Annotated in this window: 12 protein-coding genes, 1 pseudogene and 1 riboswitch; of the genes and pseudogenes, 2 read left to right on the top strand and 11 right to left on the bottom strand. The window is 71.4% G+C overall.

The window, feature by feature from the left end:
- Positions 1-225 precede the first annotated feature (225 nt).
- Genes SK095_RS03385 through cobW form a run of 4 tightly spaced genes read right to left on the bottom strand, consistent with a single transcriptional unit; the run spans position 226 to position 6,732 of the window.
- Positions 226-963 (bottom strand): vWA domain-containing protein, encoded by a 738-nt coding sequence (locus SK095_RS03385; RefSeq protein WP_320547861.1) that lies wholly within the window; start codon positions 961-963, stop codon positions 226-228.
- Positions 888-1,916, bottom strand: coding sequence for an ATP-binding protein (locus tag SK095_RS03390; RefSeq protein ID WP_320547862.1), 1,029 nt, complete (start codon positions 1,914-1,916; stop codon positions 888-890). Before SK095_RS03390 ends, SK095_RS03385 begins: the two co-directional genes overlap by 76 nt.
- A 21-nt stretch (positions 1,917-1,937) precedes the next feature.
- Positions 1,938-5,672, bottom strand: a complete 3,735-nt coding sequence (gene cobN, locus SK095_RS03395) for a cobaltochelatase subunit CobN (protein ID WP_320547863.1) — start codon at positions 5,670-5,672, stop codon at positions 1,938-1,940.
- Positions 5,673-5,676: 4 nt separating this feature from the next.
- Complete coding sequence (gene cobW, locus SK095_RS03400; protein ID WP_320547864.1) at positions 5,677-6,732, bottom strand: cobalamin biosynthesis protein CobW; 1,056 nt, start codon at positions 6,730-6,732, stop codon at positions 5,677-5,679.
- A 125-nt stretch (positions 6,733-6,857) separates the two neighbouring features.
- Positions 6,858-7,051, bottom strand: a riboswitch (cobalamin riboswitch).
- A 238-nt stretch (positions 7,052-7,289) separates the two neighbouring features.
- Between cobW and SK095_RS03405 the strand changes: the two genes are divergently transcribed.
- Entirely contained in the window at positions 7,290-7,739 is a 450-nt protein-coding gene (locus tag SK095_RS03405) for a cobalamin biosynthesis protein (protein WP_320547865.1), read from the top strand.
- On the top strand, positions 7,736-8,482 hold the full coding sequence (cobM, locus tag SK095_RS03410) for a precorrin-4 C(11)-methyltransferase (RefSeq protein WP_320547866.1): 747 nt from the start codon (positions 7,736-7,738) through the stop codon (positions 8,480-8,482). Before SK095_RS03405 ends, cobM begins: the two co-directional genes overlap by 4 nt.
- 42 nt (positions 8,483-8,524) lie before the next feature.
- Here cobM and SK095_RS03415 read toward each other — a convergent pair whose 3' ends face one another.
- The 7 genes and pseudogenes from SK095_RS03415 to SK095_RS03440 form a co-directional block, all read right to left on the bottom strand.
- Positions 8,525-9,622 (bottom strand): methyl-accepting chemotaxis protein, encoded by a 1,098-nt coding sequence (locus SK095_RS03415; protein ID WP_414153879.1) that lies wholly within the window; start codon positions 9,620-9,622, stop codon positions 8,525-8,527.
- 30 nt (positions 9,623-9,652) lie between these two features.
- A pseudogene (locus tag SK095_RS21690) lies at positions 9,653-10,267 on the bottom strand (MCP four helix bundle domain-containing protein); the annotation flags it as partial.
- Between the two features lie 11 nt (positions 10,268-10,278).
- Positions 10,279-11,157, bottom strand: coding sequence for an SDR family oxidoreductase (locus SK095_RS03420; RefSeq protein WP_320547868.1), 879 nt, complete (start codon positions 11,155-11,157; stop codon positions 10,279-10,281).
- Positions 11,158-11,329: 172 nt separating this feature from the next.
- Positions 11,330-12,481, bottom strand: coding sequence for an acetyl-CoA C-acetyltransferase (locus SK095_RS03425; RefSeq protein ID WP_320547869.1), 1,152 nt, complete (start codon positions 12,479-12,481; stop codon positions 11,330-11,332).
- A gap of 3 nt (positions 12,482-12,484) precedes the next feature.
- Positions 12,485-13,543: an acyl-CoA dehydrogenase family protein gene (locus SK095_RS03430; protein ID WP_136490769.1), complete on the bottom strand. Its 1,059-nt coding sequence runs from the start codon at positions 13,541-13,543 to the stop codon at positions 12,485-12,487.
- Positions 13,544-13,553: 10 nt separating this feature from the next.
- Positions 13,554-14,699 (bottom strand): acyl-CoA dehydrogenase family protein, encoded by a 1,146-nt coding sequence (locus SK095_RS03435; protein ID WP_136490770.1) that lies wholly within the window; start codon positions 14,697-14,699, stop codon positions 13,554-13,556.
- Positions 14,700-14,708: 9 nt separating this feature from the next.
- Positions 14,709-15,461 carry an enoyl-CoA hydratase family protein gene (locus SK095_RS03440; RefSeq protein ID WP_320547870.1) on the bottom strand — a complete coding sequence of 251 codons (753 nt, stop codon included), beginning with the start codon at positions 15,459-15,461 and terminating at the stop codon, positions 14,709-14,711.
- Positions 15,462-15,474 lie beyond the last annotated feature (13 nt).

Genomic DNA, 15,474 nt, shown 5'->3' on the forward strand with positions numbered 1-15,474 from the left:
GGGCGCGGCGGCGCTGGGCCGCCGTGCCGGATCTGAAGTCGCCCAGACGCGGGCGGTCGGGGATGGAGATCGGTAGAAAATCGCTGCGCGACTTTTCTACCCTACGGCGCTGACAGGCGTGGCGTAGGGTGGACAACGGCGCAGCCTTGCCCACCGTGGCATCCGGCGGTGGGCAATCGCTGCGCGAGTTGCCCACCCTACCCTGGGCCTTCCCTTGCGCGCCGCTCATGCCAACGGAATCTCGTCGATATGCCGGTATTCGGCGCCCAATGCCGCCGCCAGCTCCCTCGCCCGCCCGAGGCGCAGCGGGCCGCTCTCGATGTCGATCAGCAGCGCCGGGCAGGCGGCGGGCGCCAGCGCCGGCAGCTCGCGCAGGCGGCCGTCGGTGAGCAGCCAGAGCTGCTGGCGTTCGCCGGGATGGCGGCGTTGCCGGCGCTGCAGCCATTCGCCGGCCTCGGCCAGCGCGGCGGGCAATGGGGTGCCGCCGCCGGCGCCGAGCTGTTCCAGCCAGTGCCGCGCGGCCTGCGGGGCACGCTGGCCCTGGCAGAACCAGCGCGGTTTTGCGCCGTCTGCCTGCAGCAGGGCCAATGCCACACGGCGGCGGCGCGCCTGGTCGAGCAGTTCGGCGAGCAGCCCCTTGGCGCGGCGCAACGCACCGTGGCGGCGGGTCGAGGCCGAGGCGTCGACGACGATCAGCCACAGCGCCGGCGCGCTGGCCAGCCGGCTGCGGTAGTGCAGTTCGGCGCGCGAGCGCGGCCGGCCGTGCTGCAGGCTGCGTGGCCAGTCGAGGCGGCCAGGGCCGGACGCGCCGGCGCGGCCGCGCGGGGCCGGCTGGGGCGTGTCCCGCTGTCTGGCATCCGCGCCCCGGGCGGGTTGCGGGCGGATGCTCAGGGCTTTTTTGGCCAGCGCGGCGGCGCGCGGCGCTCGCCGATGGCCAGCGGCTGCGCCGGCAGCTCGCCCCACTGGCCTTCGCCTTGTTCTCCGCGCTGGCCGTCGTTCTGCCCGCCCGCCTCCCTCTGCGGCGCAGAATCGCCGGGATTCTGCTGCGGCGGCTCGGCGGCCGGGCCGTGCGGATGGCGATGGCGCAGCACGAAGTCCTGCACCGCGTCGATGTCCTCGGCGGCGATGGCCTGCGCGCCGCGCCAGGCGGCATGGGCGCGGGCGGCGCGCAGCCAGACCAGGTCGCCGCGCAGGCCGTCGATGCCGGCGGCGTAGCAGCGCGCGGCGATGGTTTCCAGCGCCGTGTCGTCCAGCGGGATCGCTTCCAATTGCTCGCGGGCCTGCCGGCAGCGCGCCTGCAGCTGGTCCTGCGCCGCCTGCCAGCGGACGCGGAAGGCCTGCGGGTCGCGGTCGAAGTCCAGCCGGCGGCGGACGATCTCGGCGCGCTCGGCGGGCAGCGGCGCGCCGCCGAGGACGACGGCGAGGCCGAAGCGGTCGAGCAACTGCGGGCGCAGCTCGCCCTCCTCCGGGTTCATGGTGCCGATCAGCACGAAGCGCGCGGCGTGGCGGTGCGAGATGCCGTCGCGCTCGACGTGGTTGACCCCGCTGGCCGCCACGTCGAGCAGCAGGTCGACCAGATGGTCGGCCAGCAGGTTGACCTCGTCGACGTAGAGCACGCCGCCGTGGGCGCGCGCCAAGAGGCCCGGGGCGAAGCGCGCGCGGCCCTCGCCGAGGGCGGCGTCCAGGTCGAGGGTGCCGACGATGCGCTCCTCGGTGGCGCCCAGCGGCAGGGTGACCAGCTGGCCGCCGTCGAGCAGCTCGGCCACGCCGCGCGCCAGGGTCGACTTGGCCATGCCGCGCGGCCCCTCGATCAGCACACCGCCGATCGCCGGGTCGACCGCCGCCAAGCACAGCGCCAGCTTCAGCGCGTCGGCGCCGACCACCGCGGCTAGCGGGAAATTCACGGGTTCATGCATGGGAAATCCTCGTCACGGCCATCAGCCGTCCTCCTCGCAGTCGAGCAGCAGGTTCTCCAGCGCCTCGCGGTATTCGCCCGGCTCTTGCCAGAGGCCGCGCTGCTGGGCGTCGAGCAGGCGCTCGGTCATCTCGCGCAGCGCCACCGGGTTGTGCTGGCGGACGAACTCGCGGGTATCGGCGTCGAGCAGGTAGGCATCGGTGAGCAGTTTGTACTGGTGATCGTCGATCAGCTCGCTGGTGGCATCGAACGCGCACAGGTAGTCGACCGTCGCCGCCAGCTCGAAGGCACCCTTGTAGCCGTGGCGCTTGATGCCGGCGACCCACTTGGGATTGGCGGCGCGGGCGCGCACCACGCGGTTCAGTTCTTCCTTGAGGGTGCGGATGCGCGGGTTGCCCGGCTGGCTGTGGTCGCCGTGGTAGCTGGCCACCGGGGCGCCGCCGAGGGTTTCCGCCGCAGCCAGCATGCCGCCCTGGAACTGGAAGTAGTCGTTGGAGTCGAGCAGGTCGTGCTCGCGGTTGTCCTGGTTGTGCAGCACCGCCTGCACGCCGGCGAGGCGCCGCTCCAGCGCGGCGCGGGCCGGCACGCCGTCGCCGCCGGCGCCGTAGGCGTAGCCGCCCCAGGTCAGGTAGACCTCGGCCAGATCGGCGCGGCTGTCCCAGGCGCCCTCGGCGATGGCCTGCTGCACGCCGGTGCCGTAGCCGCCGGGGGCGGCGCCGAACACCCGCCAGCCGGCGCGCCGGCGCGCCTCCTCCGGGCTCAGCCCTGCGGCGGCCAGCTCGGCGCTCTCGCGGCGCACCCGCGCGGCCAGCGGGTTGAGCTCCTCCGGCTCGTCCAGCGCAGCCACCGCCAGCACCGCGGCATCGAACAGGCGCAGCAGATTGGCGAAGGCGTCGCGAAAGAAGCCGGAGACGCGCAGGGTGACGTCGACCCGCGGGCGGTCGAGCAGCGACACCGGGAGGATCTCGAAGTCCTCGACCCGCCCGCTGCCGGTCTGCCACACCGGGCGCACGCCGAGCAGCGCCAAGGCCTGGGCGATGTCGTCGCCGCCGGTGCGCATGGTCGCGGTGCCCCACACCGACAGCCCGAGCTGGGTCAGGTGCTCGCCGTGGTCCTGCAGGTGCCGTTCGAGCAGCAGGCTGGCCGACTGGAAGCCCAGCCGCCAGGCGGTCGGCGTCGGCAGGTTGCGCACGTCGACGGAATAGAAGTTGCGCCCGGTGGGCAGCACGTCGAGACGGCCGCGGCTGGGCGCACCGCTCGGTCCCGGCGGCACGAAGCGGCCGTCCAGCGCGGCGAGCAGGCCAGCGATCTCCGCCGCGCCGCAGCCGTCGAGCAGCGGCGCGACGCGCTCGTGCAGCTCGGCGAGCACCGCGGCGCTGGCCGCGCCGGGCGCATCCATCTGCCCGTCGATCAGTTGCAGGGCGAGCAGCTCCAGGCGCTCGCGGGTGTCGCCCGCCGTGCGCCACAGCTCGTCGCATACATCGATCAGGCAATCCGGACGCGGACCGCGCCACGGCTCGCCGGAGTCGCCGGCCAGTGGGTCCCAGCCCAATTTCAGGTCGGCGGCCAGCGCGTGCAGCAGGCTGGCGTTGCCGCCCTGCCCGTCGCCGCGCGGTACGCGCAGCAGCGCCAGCAGGGTGTCGCGGCGCAGGCGCCCGCTGGGCGATTCGCCGAACACGTGCAGGCCGTCGCGGATCTGCGACTCCTTGAGGTCGCACAGGTAGGCGTCGAGTTGCGGCAGCCAGCTGTCCGGGTCGTCGCTGAGCTGCAGGTTCAGCTCGCGGTCCAGCGCGGTGGCGCGCACCGTGGCGAGGATCTCGCCGCGCAGCTGCTCGGCGCGGTGCGGGTCGAGCAGGCTGGCCTCGTAGTATTCGTCGGCGAGGCGCTCCAGGTCGCGCAGCGGGCCGTAGCTCTCGGCGCGGGTCAGCGGCGGCATCAGGTGGTCGATTATCACCGCCTGAGTGCGGCGCTTGGCCTGGGCGCCCTCGCCGGGGTCGTTGACGATGAACGGGTAGACGTTGGGCAGCGGGCCGAAGATCGCGTCCGGCCAGCACTCGGCGGACAGGCCGACGCCCTTGCCCGGCAGCCATTCCAGGTTGCCGTGCTTGCCGACGTGGACCACCGCGTCGGCGCCGTAGGCCTCGCGCAGCCAGAAGTAGAACGCCAGATAGCCGTGCGGCGGCACCAGCAGCGGATCGTGGTAGATCGCCGCCGGATCGAGCTGGTAGCCGCGCGCCGGCTGGATGCCGACGAAGGTCAGCCCCAGGCGCAGGCCGGCGACCATCATCCGCCCGCTGCGGAACATCGGGTCGTTTTCCGGCGCGCCCCAGCGCTGCAGCACCGCCTGCTGATTGGCGGCGGGCAGGCGCGCTAACAGCCGGCGATAGTCGGCCAGCGAAAGGCTCTGCTGGCAGGGGCGCAGATCGAGGCTGTCGAGATCGTTGCTCACACCGCCGAGCAGGGCGTGGATCAGCGCGGTGCCGGAATCCGGCAGACCGGCGACCGGGTAACCCGAAGCCTCCAGCGCGCGGAGGATGTTCAGCGCCGCCGCCGGGGTGTCGAGGCCGACGCCGTTGCCGATGCGCCCGTCGCGGGTCGGGTAGTTGGCCAGCACCAGGGCGATGCGCTTGTCGGCGTTGGCCTTGCGCGCCAGGCTCACCCAGCGTCGCGCCAGCTCGGCGACGAAGTCCATGCGCTCGCCGTCGGCCTGGTAGCAGACCACGTCGCTCTGGCTGCGCTCGCTGCGCCAGGCCAAGCCCTTGAAGCTGATCGGCCGGGTGACGATGCGCCCATCCAGTTCCGGCAGCGCCACGTGCATGGCCAGGTCACGCGGGCCGAGGCCCTGCGGGTTGTCCTGCCAGCGCTGGCGGTTGTCCAGCGCGCAGATCGCCTGCAGCACCGGCACGTCGCGGCGGAACGGACGCAGCGCCGGGCGCTCCGGGCTGGACAGGGCAAAGCCGGTGGTATTGAGGATCAGCGCCGCGTCGGTCTCGTCCAGCCAGTCCTCGACCTGGACCAGGCAGGCCGCCTCCTTGAGGCTGGCCACGGCGATCGGCAGCGGATTGAGGCCCTGGGCGACGAGACGCGCGCAGAACTCGTCGACGAAGGCGGTGTTGGCCGCCTGCAACTGCGCGCGATAGAACAGCAGCGCCGCCACCGGCGCACCGGGGCGCCAGTCGGCCTGCCACAGCGCCGGGGTGCCGCTGCCGTGGCGCGGGTGGTGGACGGCGACGCGCTGCAGCGCCTGCGGCTCGGACCAGGCCTGCGGGCGGCCCAGCCAGCGGTCGGCGAGGAAGCGATACAGCTGGCGGGCGTTGTCCAGCCCGCCCTGGCGCAGGTACTGCCAGGCGCGTTCGGCGTCCGCGGCGGATACCGTGCTCAGGCGGGTCAGCTCCGGGTCGGGACGGTCGTCGCCGGGCACCAGGATCAGGATGGCGCCGGCCTCGCCCAGCTCGACCAGCCGCTCGATGCCGTAGCGCCAGTAGCCCACCCCGCCGTGCAGCGAGAGCAGGATCAGCCGCGCATGGCGCAGCACGTCCTCGACGTAAAGGTCGACCGAGGCGTGGTTGCGCAGCTGGGCGGGGTTGGCCAGGCGCAGGCTCGGATAGTCGCCGCCCAGTTCGCCGGCGGCCGCGGCCAGCAGCGTCAGGTTGGAGTCGCCGCTGCAGAGGATCACCAGCTCGGCCGGGGTCTGGCCGAGGTCGGCGATGCTGTCGTCGGGGACGAAGCCACCGGGCTGGGTGCGCAGGAGGTGCATGCGTTCAGCGGGTCAGCGCGGCGCGCAGCTCGGCGTCGATCACCGCGGCGTCCAGCGCCTGGCCGATGATCACCAGGCGGGTGGCGCGCGCTTCGCCTTCGCGCCAGGCGCGCTCGAAGTGGCGGTCGAAGCGCTGGCCGACGCCCTGCACCAGCAGGCGCATGGCCTTGCCCGGCACGGCGACGAAGCCTTTCACCCGCAGCACGGCGTGACGCTGCACCAGCTCGGCGAGCGTGGCGAGCAGCAGGCGCTCGTCGACTTCCGGCAGCTCGACGCCGAAGGCGTCGAACTCGTCGTGGTCGTGGTCCTCGCCATCGCCGTGGTCGTGGTGGCCGGGGCGGGCGTCGATGTGCAGCTCGGCCTCGGCGCCGATGCCCAGCAGCACGTCCAGCGGCAAGCGGCCCTGCTGCGCCTCGACGATCTTCACCGCCGGCGGCAGCTCCTCGGCGACCTCGGCGCGCACCGCGGCCAGCGCGGCGTCGGCGAGCAGGTCGGTCTTGTTGAGCACCACCAGGTCGGCGCAGGCCAGCTGGTCCTCGAACAGCTCGTGCAGCGGCGATTCATGGTCGAGGTTGGGATCGGCGCGGCGCTGCGCGTCGACCTGCTCGGGGAAGGCGGCGAAGGTGCCGGCGGCCACCGCCGGGCTGTCGACCACGGTGACCACCGCGTCGACGGTGCAGGCGTTGCGGATTTCCGGCCAGTTGAAGGCCTGCACCAGCGGTTTGGGCAGCGCGAGGCCGCTGGTTTCGATGAGGATGTGGTCAAGATCGTGGCGGCGCGCCACCAGCTCGCGCATCACCGGGAAGAACTCTTCCTGCACGGTGCAGCACAGGCAGCCGTTGGCCAGCTCGAAGACGCGGCCGAGCGCCTCCTCCTCGCTGCAGCCGATGGCGCACTGCTTGAGGATCTCGCCGTCGATGCCCAGTTCGCCGAATTCGTTGACGATCACCGCGATGCGCCGGCCCTGGGCGTTGTCGAGCATATGGCGCAGCAGGGTGGTCTTGCCGGCGCCGAGGAAGCCGGTGACGATGGTGACGGGAAGTTTGCTCAAGGATTTCATGCGCGGCCCTGCCTGGCTGGCGGGGGCATGACGAGACGCCACCGGACGCACGCGCACCGGTCGGTCGGATTCGCCACCGGATCACCCCGCCCGGTTGTCGTGAAGGTCCGGAAACGCTCCGCGAGGCGGGGCGCTTCCTTCGAGGCAGGTCTCCTGGCTCACGGTGGGCGCCTTGGCGCCGTCCCCTCGCCTTCCCGCGTGAGCAGTGGCGTCGTGAGGGGATTCGTACCGTTTACAGTTGCGGGGGCAGCCGCGGTGTTGCACCGCGTTCCCTCTTAGCTCCGGCCCAGACCGGAGAACCTCGGGGCCGCAAGGCTACGCAGGGTGCGCGCGGCGGTCAATGGCGGCGGCCGGGGATGCCTACCGGGAGTGTTGGTGCCGGAGACTTGGGAGAAGATCGCTGCGCGAGACTTCTACCCTACGCCATGCCCAACGGCGGTCGCGCGATTGACGCCGTGCGCGGCGGCATGCTGTTGTAAAAAAGCGTTCCGCCTGAGCGACCGCCATCGAAAAACCACCCTCTGCCGCGATCCGGCGAGCCTGATCGGCCAACTTCCATGTCCGCAGCACATACCCCCTCCTCCGCGGAGCCCCGCCCTGCCCGGCTGTTGGTCGCCGGTTTCGGCTGCCGCCGCAATTGTAGCGTCGAGGAGCTGCACAGGCTTTTGGAGGACAGCTTGCGCGAACGCGGGCTGAACGTCGGAGATCTGCACGCTCTGGCCAGTCTCGACGGCAAGCTCGCCGAGCCGGGCCTCGCCGCCCTGGCCGGGCAGTTTGGCCTGCCGCTGCACGGCCTCTGCGTGGAGCAATTGCGGGAGTACGAGCCTCGACTGACCAGCCGTTCCGAGGCCGCCCGGCGCACCACCGGCTGCGCCGGGGTGGCCGAGGCCAGCGCCCTGGCGCTCGCCGAGGCGCTGGGCGGAGCGTCCGCCGAACTGCTGATCGCCAAGCGGCGCAGCGCCAACGCCACCTTCGCCCTGGCGCGTGCCAGACAGGAGCCTGCATGACCGTCTTCTTCATCGGCGCCGGCCCCGGCGATCCGGACCTCATCACCGTGCGCGGCCAGCGGCTGATCCGCAGCTGCCCGGTGATCCTCTATGCCGGCTCGCTGGTGCCCGCAGCGGTACTGGAGGGCCACGGCGCCCATACCGTGGTGAATACCGCCGAGCTGGAGCTGGCGCAAATCGTTGACCTGCTGGCCGAAGCCCACGGGCGCGGCGAGGACGTGGCGCGGGTGCATTCCGGCGACCCGTCGCTGTACGGCGCCATCGGCGAGCAGATCCGTCACCTGCGCCGCCTGGGCATTCCCTACCAGATCGTCCCCGGCGTCACCGCCACCGCCGCCTGCGCCGCCCTGCTCGGCTGCGAGCTGACCCTGCCCGAGGTGTCGCAGACGCTGATCCTCACCCGCTACGCCAGCAAGACGCAGATGCCGGAAGGCGAGCAGCTCGGCGATCTGGCCCGCCACGGCGCGACCATGGCCATCCACCTGGGCGTGCGCCAGCTGCCGCAGATCGTCGAGGAACTGCTGCCCCATTACGGCGCCGACTGCCCCGTCGCGGTGGTGCACCGGGCCAGTTGGCCGGACCAGGACTGGGTGCAGGGCACCCTGGCCGACATCGTCGCCAGGGTCGCCGAAAAGGACTTCCGGCGCACTGCGCTGATCCTGGTCGGCCGGGTGCTGACCGCCGAGGAATTCGCCGACTCATCGCTGTACTCGGCAGTAGTGCAGGTTACGGCGCCTTTCTGAAGTCAACCGCAGCCGACCTTCCCGGCGCTCGCCGGCTGCCGCTCAGAACGTCTCCCAGGCCTCTTCCCTGACGCCGCCCGCCCTGGCCGACGCTGCCGGCGCCATCACTTCGCGCTGGGAAAGCTCGCGCGGCGGCAGCGCATCCGGCTGCGGCGGCGCGTCACCCAGGCGGAACACCGCCACCGCCTCCTGCAGCGTCTGCGCCTGGTCGGCCAGCGAGAGCGACGCGGTGGACGCCTCCTGCACCAGTGCGGCGTTCTGCTGGGTCACCTGTTCCATCTGCGCGACGGCGGCGTTGACCTGGGCGATGCCTTGGCTCTGCTCCTGGGAGGCGGCGGAGATCTCGTCGATGATGTCGGTGACCCGGCGCACGGCGCCGACCACCTCGGCCATGGTCCGGCCGGCCTGCTCGACCAGTTGCGAGCCATCCTCGACCCGCCGCGTGGACTCCTCGATCAAGGCCTTGATGTCGTTCGCCGCGGAGGCCGAGCGACTGGCCAGGTTGCGCACCTCGCCGGCCACCACCGCGAAGCCGCGGCCTTCCTCGCCGGCGCGCGCCGCTTCCACCGAGGCGTTGAGGGCGAGGATGTTGGTCTGGAAGGCGATCGAGTCGATCACGTTGATGATGCTGGCGATGCGCTGCGAGCTGTCGGTGATGCCCTGCATGGTCTCGACCACCCGGTGCACCACCACGCGCCCTTGCTCCGCGGTGCGCGAGGCGTTGTTGGCCAGCGCATGGGCCTGGCGGGCGTTGTCGGCATTCTGCTGCACCGTGGCGGTCAGCTCCTCCATGCTGGCCGCCGTCTGCGCCAGGGAGGCCGCCTGCTGCTCGGTACGCGCCGACAGGTCGACGTTGCCTCTGGCGATCTGCGCCGAGCCGCTGGCGATGCTCTCGCTGCTGGCGCGCACCGAACCGACCAGTTCGGTCAGCGAGCCCTGCATCCGCTGCATCGCGTAGGTCACGCTGCCCGGCAGCGCCCGCGACATGTCGATGCGCGCGGTGAGATCGCCATTGGCGATGCTGGTCGCCAGGTCGGCCACCGCGGCCGGCTCGCCGCCCAGCTGGCGGGTCAGGCCGCGGGTCAGGAGCACGCCGATCAGCACACCGGCCAGCAGACCGGCGGCGGTCAGGCCGATCATCAGCAGACGGATGTCGGCGTAGATCTCGTCGGTCTGATGGCTGAGTTCGGCGGCGTTGCCCATCTTGCTCTCGACCAGCTGGGTCATCATCTCGGTGGCCTGGTCGGCAACCGGGCGTATGGAAGTGAGCAGGTATTCGGTCGAGGAGCGCGGATAGGGCACATCTTCGCCATCGAGGCGGCGGACCACATCCTTGATGTTCTGCTCGAATTCCGCCTGCACCTCCAGCAGATAGCCGAGCCGGGTCTTGTCATCCTCGCTGACGAAGGTTTCTCCGGCCCTGGCCATCTCGCTGCGTACCAGCTCCAGATGTTCATTCAGCTCGCTCAGATACTCCTGCCGCTCCTCGATCGACGCCGTCAGGATCGCGCTGCGAATGGCCGAGGCCGCGGCCAGGAACTGGCTGTTCGCTTCGCCGGCATAGCGCAGGCCGGCAGCCTCGCGCTCGTACATCAGGGACGCCAGTTCCTTGAGCTGCGCAGCCTTGAGAATCCCCTGCAGACCGACGAAGGCGCCGATCAGCGATACCAGAAAAAATCCACAGACCAGCTTGGTGCCCACTGTCTGTCGTCTCAACCAATCCATGCATGTTCTCCAGGCCAAAATGGACAACGCCCCGGCCACCAGGCCGAGGCGTCGCGACATTCACCGCTCCCTCAGGTCCCCCAGACCTTCTGCGCCTTGGGCGCTTCGGCGAGGATTTCGTCGACCACCGGGCCGATCTCCTCGGGCAGCCAGCGCGCGCCCTTGTCGCGGGTCACCCCGGTGCGCCAACCGTCACCGAGGGAGATGCGCCCGCCCTGGCTCTCGAACACCTGGCCGGTGACGTGGCGCGACTGCTCGCTGCCCAGCCAGACCACCAGCGGCGCGACGTTCTCCGCCGCCCACAGGTCGAAGCTGCCGTCCTCGGGCTTCTTCACCACCTCGGCCATGGCGCTCTCGGTCATCGCCGTGCGCGCCGCCGGGGCCAGGGCGTTGGCGGTGATGCCGTAGCGGGCGAGTTCCGCGGCCTGCACCAGGGTCAGCGCGGCGACGCCGCCCTTGGCCGCCGAGTAGTTGGACTGCCCCACCGAACCCTGCAGGCCGGCGCCGGAGCTGGTGTTGATGATGCGCGCATCCACCGGCTGGCCGGCCTTGGCCTGGTCGCGCCAGCGGCGGGCGAGGATGTTGGCCAGGCAGAAGTGGCCCTTGAGGTGCACCTGCATGACCAGGTCCCAGTCCTCCTCGCTGAGGCTGAGGAACATGCGGTCGCGCAGGATGCCGGCGTTGTTGACCAGCACGTGCACCTCGCCGAAGGCCGCCAGGGCGGCGTCGACGATGCGCTGGGCGCTTTCCAGGCGGGTGATGTCGTCGGCGTTGGCGATGGCCTGGCCGCCGGCGGCGCGGATCTCGCCGGCGACGTCGTCGGCGGCGGCTTGACGGATGTCGTTGACCACCACGTTGGCGCCCTCGGCGGCGAAGGCCAGCGCGTAGGCGCGGCCCAGCCCGCCGCCGGCGCCGGTGATGATCACGGTTCTTCCTGCACAGATAGCCATGGTTTGTTGTCCTTGTTCTCTAATGTTCGCGTCAGCAGTCGACGCCCCATTCCTGATCTGGATGGCTCCCACGCTCCTGCGTGGGAGCCCTTGGGCGGGCGCTCCGCGCCCGTGGCCGCAGAGCGGCCCGGGCTGCATGCCCACGCTGGAGCGTGGGCACGATCACGCGGAGTTACAGCCTTTCGATGATGGTCACGTTGGCCTGGCCGCCGCCTTCGCACATGGTCTGCAGGCCGTAGCGGCCGCCGCTGCGCTCCAGCTCGTGCAGCAGCGTGGTCATCAGCCGCGCGCCGGTGGCGCCCAGCGGGTGGCCGAGGGCGATGGCGCCGCCGTTGGCGTTGGTGCGCGCCGGGTCGTAGTCCAGCTCCTTGGCCCAGGCCATCACCACCGAGGCGAAGGCCTCGTTGATCTCCACCCGGTCGATGTCGTTCATCGTCATGCCGGCCTTCTTCAGGGCGTGGCGGGTCGCCTCGATCGGCGCGGTGAGGTGCCAGATCGGGTCGTCGCCACGCACGCTGAGGTGGTGGATGCGCGCCCGCGGGGTCAGGCCGTAGCGCTTGAGCGCCGCCTCGGAGACCACCAGCAGCGCCGCCGAGGCGTCGCAGGTCTGGCTGGACACTGCGGCGGTGATCGACGGGTATTCCGCGCCCACCGGCTCCAGGCTGGCCATCTTCTCCAGGGTGGTCTCGCGCGGCGTCTCGTCGTACCAGACGCCTTCCAGCGGGACGATCTCGCGGGTGAAGCGTCCGGCGGCGATGGCGCTCAGGGCGCGCTGGTGGCTCTCCAGGGCGAAGGCCTCCATCTGCGCGCGGCTGATGCCCCAGTGGTCGGCGATGCGCTGGGCGGCGTAGAACTGGTTGACCGGCTGGTCGCCGAAGCGCGCCTGCCAGCCCTTGCTGCCGGAGAACGGATCGGCGAAGCCGAGCGGCTGGCCGGCGAGCATGGCCGAGGAGATCGGGATCTGCGTCATGGTCTGCACGCCGCCGACCGCCACCACGTCCTGGGTGCCGCTCATCACCGCCTGGGCGGCGAAGTGCAGCGCCTGCTGCGACGAGCCGCACTGGCGGTCGACGGTGGTGCCCGGCACGTTGAGCGGCAGGTCGGCGGCCAGCCAGCTGGTGCGGGCGATGTCGCCGGCCTGCGAGCCGATGGTGTCGACGCAGCCGAAGATCACGTCGTCGTACTCGTGGGCCGGGATCGGGTTGCGCGCAACCAGCGCCTTCAGCACGTGGGCGCCGAGGTCGATGGCATGCACGTGGGACAGACCGCCCTTGCGCTTGCCGGTCGGGCTGCGCAGGGCGTCGACGATATAGGCTTCAGCCATGGATCACTCCTCGAAGGTCTGGGCCGGCGCCAGCGCGGCGCCGTCGGCCAGCACGCAGGCGGCCACGCGGGACTTGTGGAAGGCGCGGTCGCCCCAGGAGGCGTCCAGCGCCCAGGCGCGCTTCATGAACATCTGCAGGTCGACTTCCCAGGTGTAACCCATGGCGCCGTGTACCTGGATGCCGTGGCGGGCCGACAGCCAGGCCGCCTCGGCGCAGGCCAGGCGGGCGTGGGAGACGTGCACCGCGGCATCGGACGCGCCATTGGCCAGGGCGTGGGCGGCGCGATAGAGCACCGGCTTGGCGAACTCGACTTTGGTGGCCACGTCGGCCAGGTGATGCTTGACCGCCTGGAAGCTGCCGATCGGCTTGCCGAACTGCTTGCGCTGGGCGACGTAGTCGACCGACAGGTCGAGCATGCGCTGGGCCAGGCCCAGGGCCTGACCGGCCACCGCCAGGGCGCCGCGATCCAGGGTCTGCGCCCACAGCGCGCGGCCCTGCTCGCCGGTGGCGACGCGGGTCGCCGAAATCGGCTCCCAGACCACCTGGCTGAGGCGGCGCGAGGCGTCGATGCTCGGGCTGGCGATCACGTCGACCAGCGGGCGCGGCACCAGGTGCACTTCGTCGCCGTGGGCGAGCAACAGGTAGTTGGCCAGGTGGGCGTCGGCCACCAGCGGGTTGATCGGGTGGCCGACGGCGACGCGGATGCTGCCGTCGGCGATCTGCGCCAGGGCATCGTCGCGCCCGGCGGTGCCTTCGGGCAGCGCGGTCAGCAGGCCGGCAGCCACGTAGGCGGTGTCGGCCAGCGAGTCGGGAATCGCGTAGTAGCCCAGCTCCTGGGTCATCAGCGCCCAGGCCACGTCGTCCATGCCCAGGCCGCCGCAGGCTTCGGGTACCGACAGGGCGGTGAGGCCCTGCTCGGCGATCTTGTTGCGCAGCTCGGGCGAGCGGCCGGCGTCGGTTTCCCAGACGTCGCGCAGCATCTCGGGGGCCGCCTCGGTCATCAGGAAGCGGCTGATCGCCTCGCGGAAGGCGAGCTGGTCGTCGTTGAAGGTGAAGTCCATGGCCCGCTCCTTACTTCGGCAGGCCGAGCATGCGCTCGGCGATGATGTTGCGCTGGATCTCGTTGGTGCCGGCGTAGATCGGCCCGGCCTGGGCGAACAGGAAGCCCTCCAGCCAGCCCTCGCTGCCGTCCAGCAGCTCGCCGCGCGCGCCGAGGATGCGCATGGCGGTCTCGTGCATGCGCAGGTCCAGCTCGGACCAGAAGATCTTGTTGGTGCTCGACTCGGCGCCGATGCGCGCGCCGCGCGCCAGGCGGCCGACCGTGTGGTAGGCGGACAGCGCGTAGGCCTGGGCGTCCATCCACGCCTGCACCACCGCCTCGCGGATGCTCGGGTCGCGGTCGGCGCTGTCCTGGTTGGCGCGGTACAGCTCGACCAGCTTGCGCGCGGTGGCCTGGAAGCGCGCCGGCGAGCGCAGCAGCAGGCCGCGCTCGAAGCCGGCGGTGGCCATGGCCACGTGCCAGCCCTGGCCTTCGGCGCCGATGCGGTTGTCCAGCGGCACGCGCACGTCGTCGAAGAACACCTCGGCGAAGGCGTCCTTGCCGTTGAGCGCCTTGATCGGGCGGATGGTCACGCCGGGGCTGTCCAGCGGCACCAGCAGGAAGGACAGGCCGTGGTGGCGGCTGGAGGCCGGGTCGCTGCGGAACAGACCGAACAGCCAGTCGGCGAAGATCGCCCGGGTCGACCAGGTCTTCTGGCCGTTGAGCACGTAGTGGTCGCCGTCGCGGATCGCCTTGCTGGTGATCGCCGCCATGTCCGAGCCGGCGTTCGGCTCCGACCAGCCCTGCGCCCACATGTCGGCGCTGGCGGCCATGCGCGGCAGGAAGCGCTTCTTCTGCTCCTCGGTGCCGAACTCCATCAGGGTCGGGCCGAGCAGCAGCTGGCCGTTCTGGTTGACGCGCATCGGCGCGCCGGCACCGTAGTACTCCTCCTCGAAGATCAGCCATTCGGTGAGGTCGCAGCCGCGCCCGCCCAGTTCGGCCGGCCACATCACCATGGACAGGCGGGCGTCGAACAGGCGGCTTTCCCATTCGCGGTGTTGTTCGAAGCCTTCACGGGTGTCGTAGCTGGCCAGTGGCTCGCGCGGCAGGTTGTCCGCCAGCCAGGCCCGCACCTCGGCGCGGAAGGCCTTCTGTTTGGGGGTATAGGCAAGGTCCATGGTGCGTCCTCAGAACTTGGCGTCGCGCTTCTCGACGAAGGCCCGGCGGGTCTCCGCGGAGTCCGGGCTGGTGTAGGCCTGCAGGGTGAAGCCCTGCTCCCAGCGGTACTTGTCTTCGAGGTTGCCGTCCTCGATGCCGTTGAGGGCTTCCTTGGCGATGCGGATCATCGCCGGGCTCTTGGCGGCGATCTTGGCGGCGATCTCCAGGGCGGCCTCGCGCAGCTCTTCCTTGGCCACCACGCGCTCGATGAAGCCGTAGCGCTCGGCCTCGCGGGCGCCGATCTTCTCGCCGGTGAAGAACAGGTAGCGGACCTTCTGCACCGGGAACAGGCGCTGCAGGTGGGCGCCGCCGCCCATGGCGCCGCGGTCGACTTCCGGCAGGGCGAAGGTGGCGCACTCGGCGGCGACCACGATGTCGGCCGCGCCGGTGATGCCGATGCCGCCGCCGAGCACGAAGCCGTGCACCGCGACGATGACCGGCACCGGGCTGCGGTGCACGGCGCGGAAGGTCTCGTAGTTGCCCTTGTTGACGGCGACGATGCGCTCGGGATGGGCGTCGAGTTCCTTGATGTCGACCCCGGCGCAGAAGCCGCGGCCCTCGGCGCGGATGACGATCACGCGCACTTCCGGGTTGGCGCCCAGCTCGTCGATCGAGCGCGCCAGGCCCAGCCATTCCTGGCTGTCCAGCGCGTTGACCGGCGGCTTGGCGATCGTCAGTTCGGCAATGCCCGCCTCGATACGGGTAGTGAATGCCTGGCTCATTGTTGTTGGCTCC

The sequence above is a fragment of the Pseudomonas sp. AN-1 genome (assembly GCF_034057115.1).
Classification (GTDB): Bacteria; Pseudomonadota; Gammaproteobacteria; order Pseudomonadales; family Pseudomonadaceae; genus Geopseudomonas.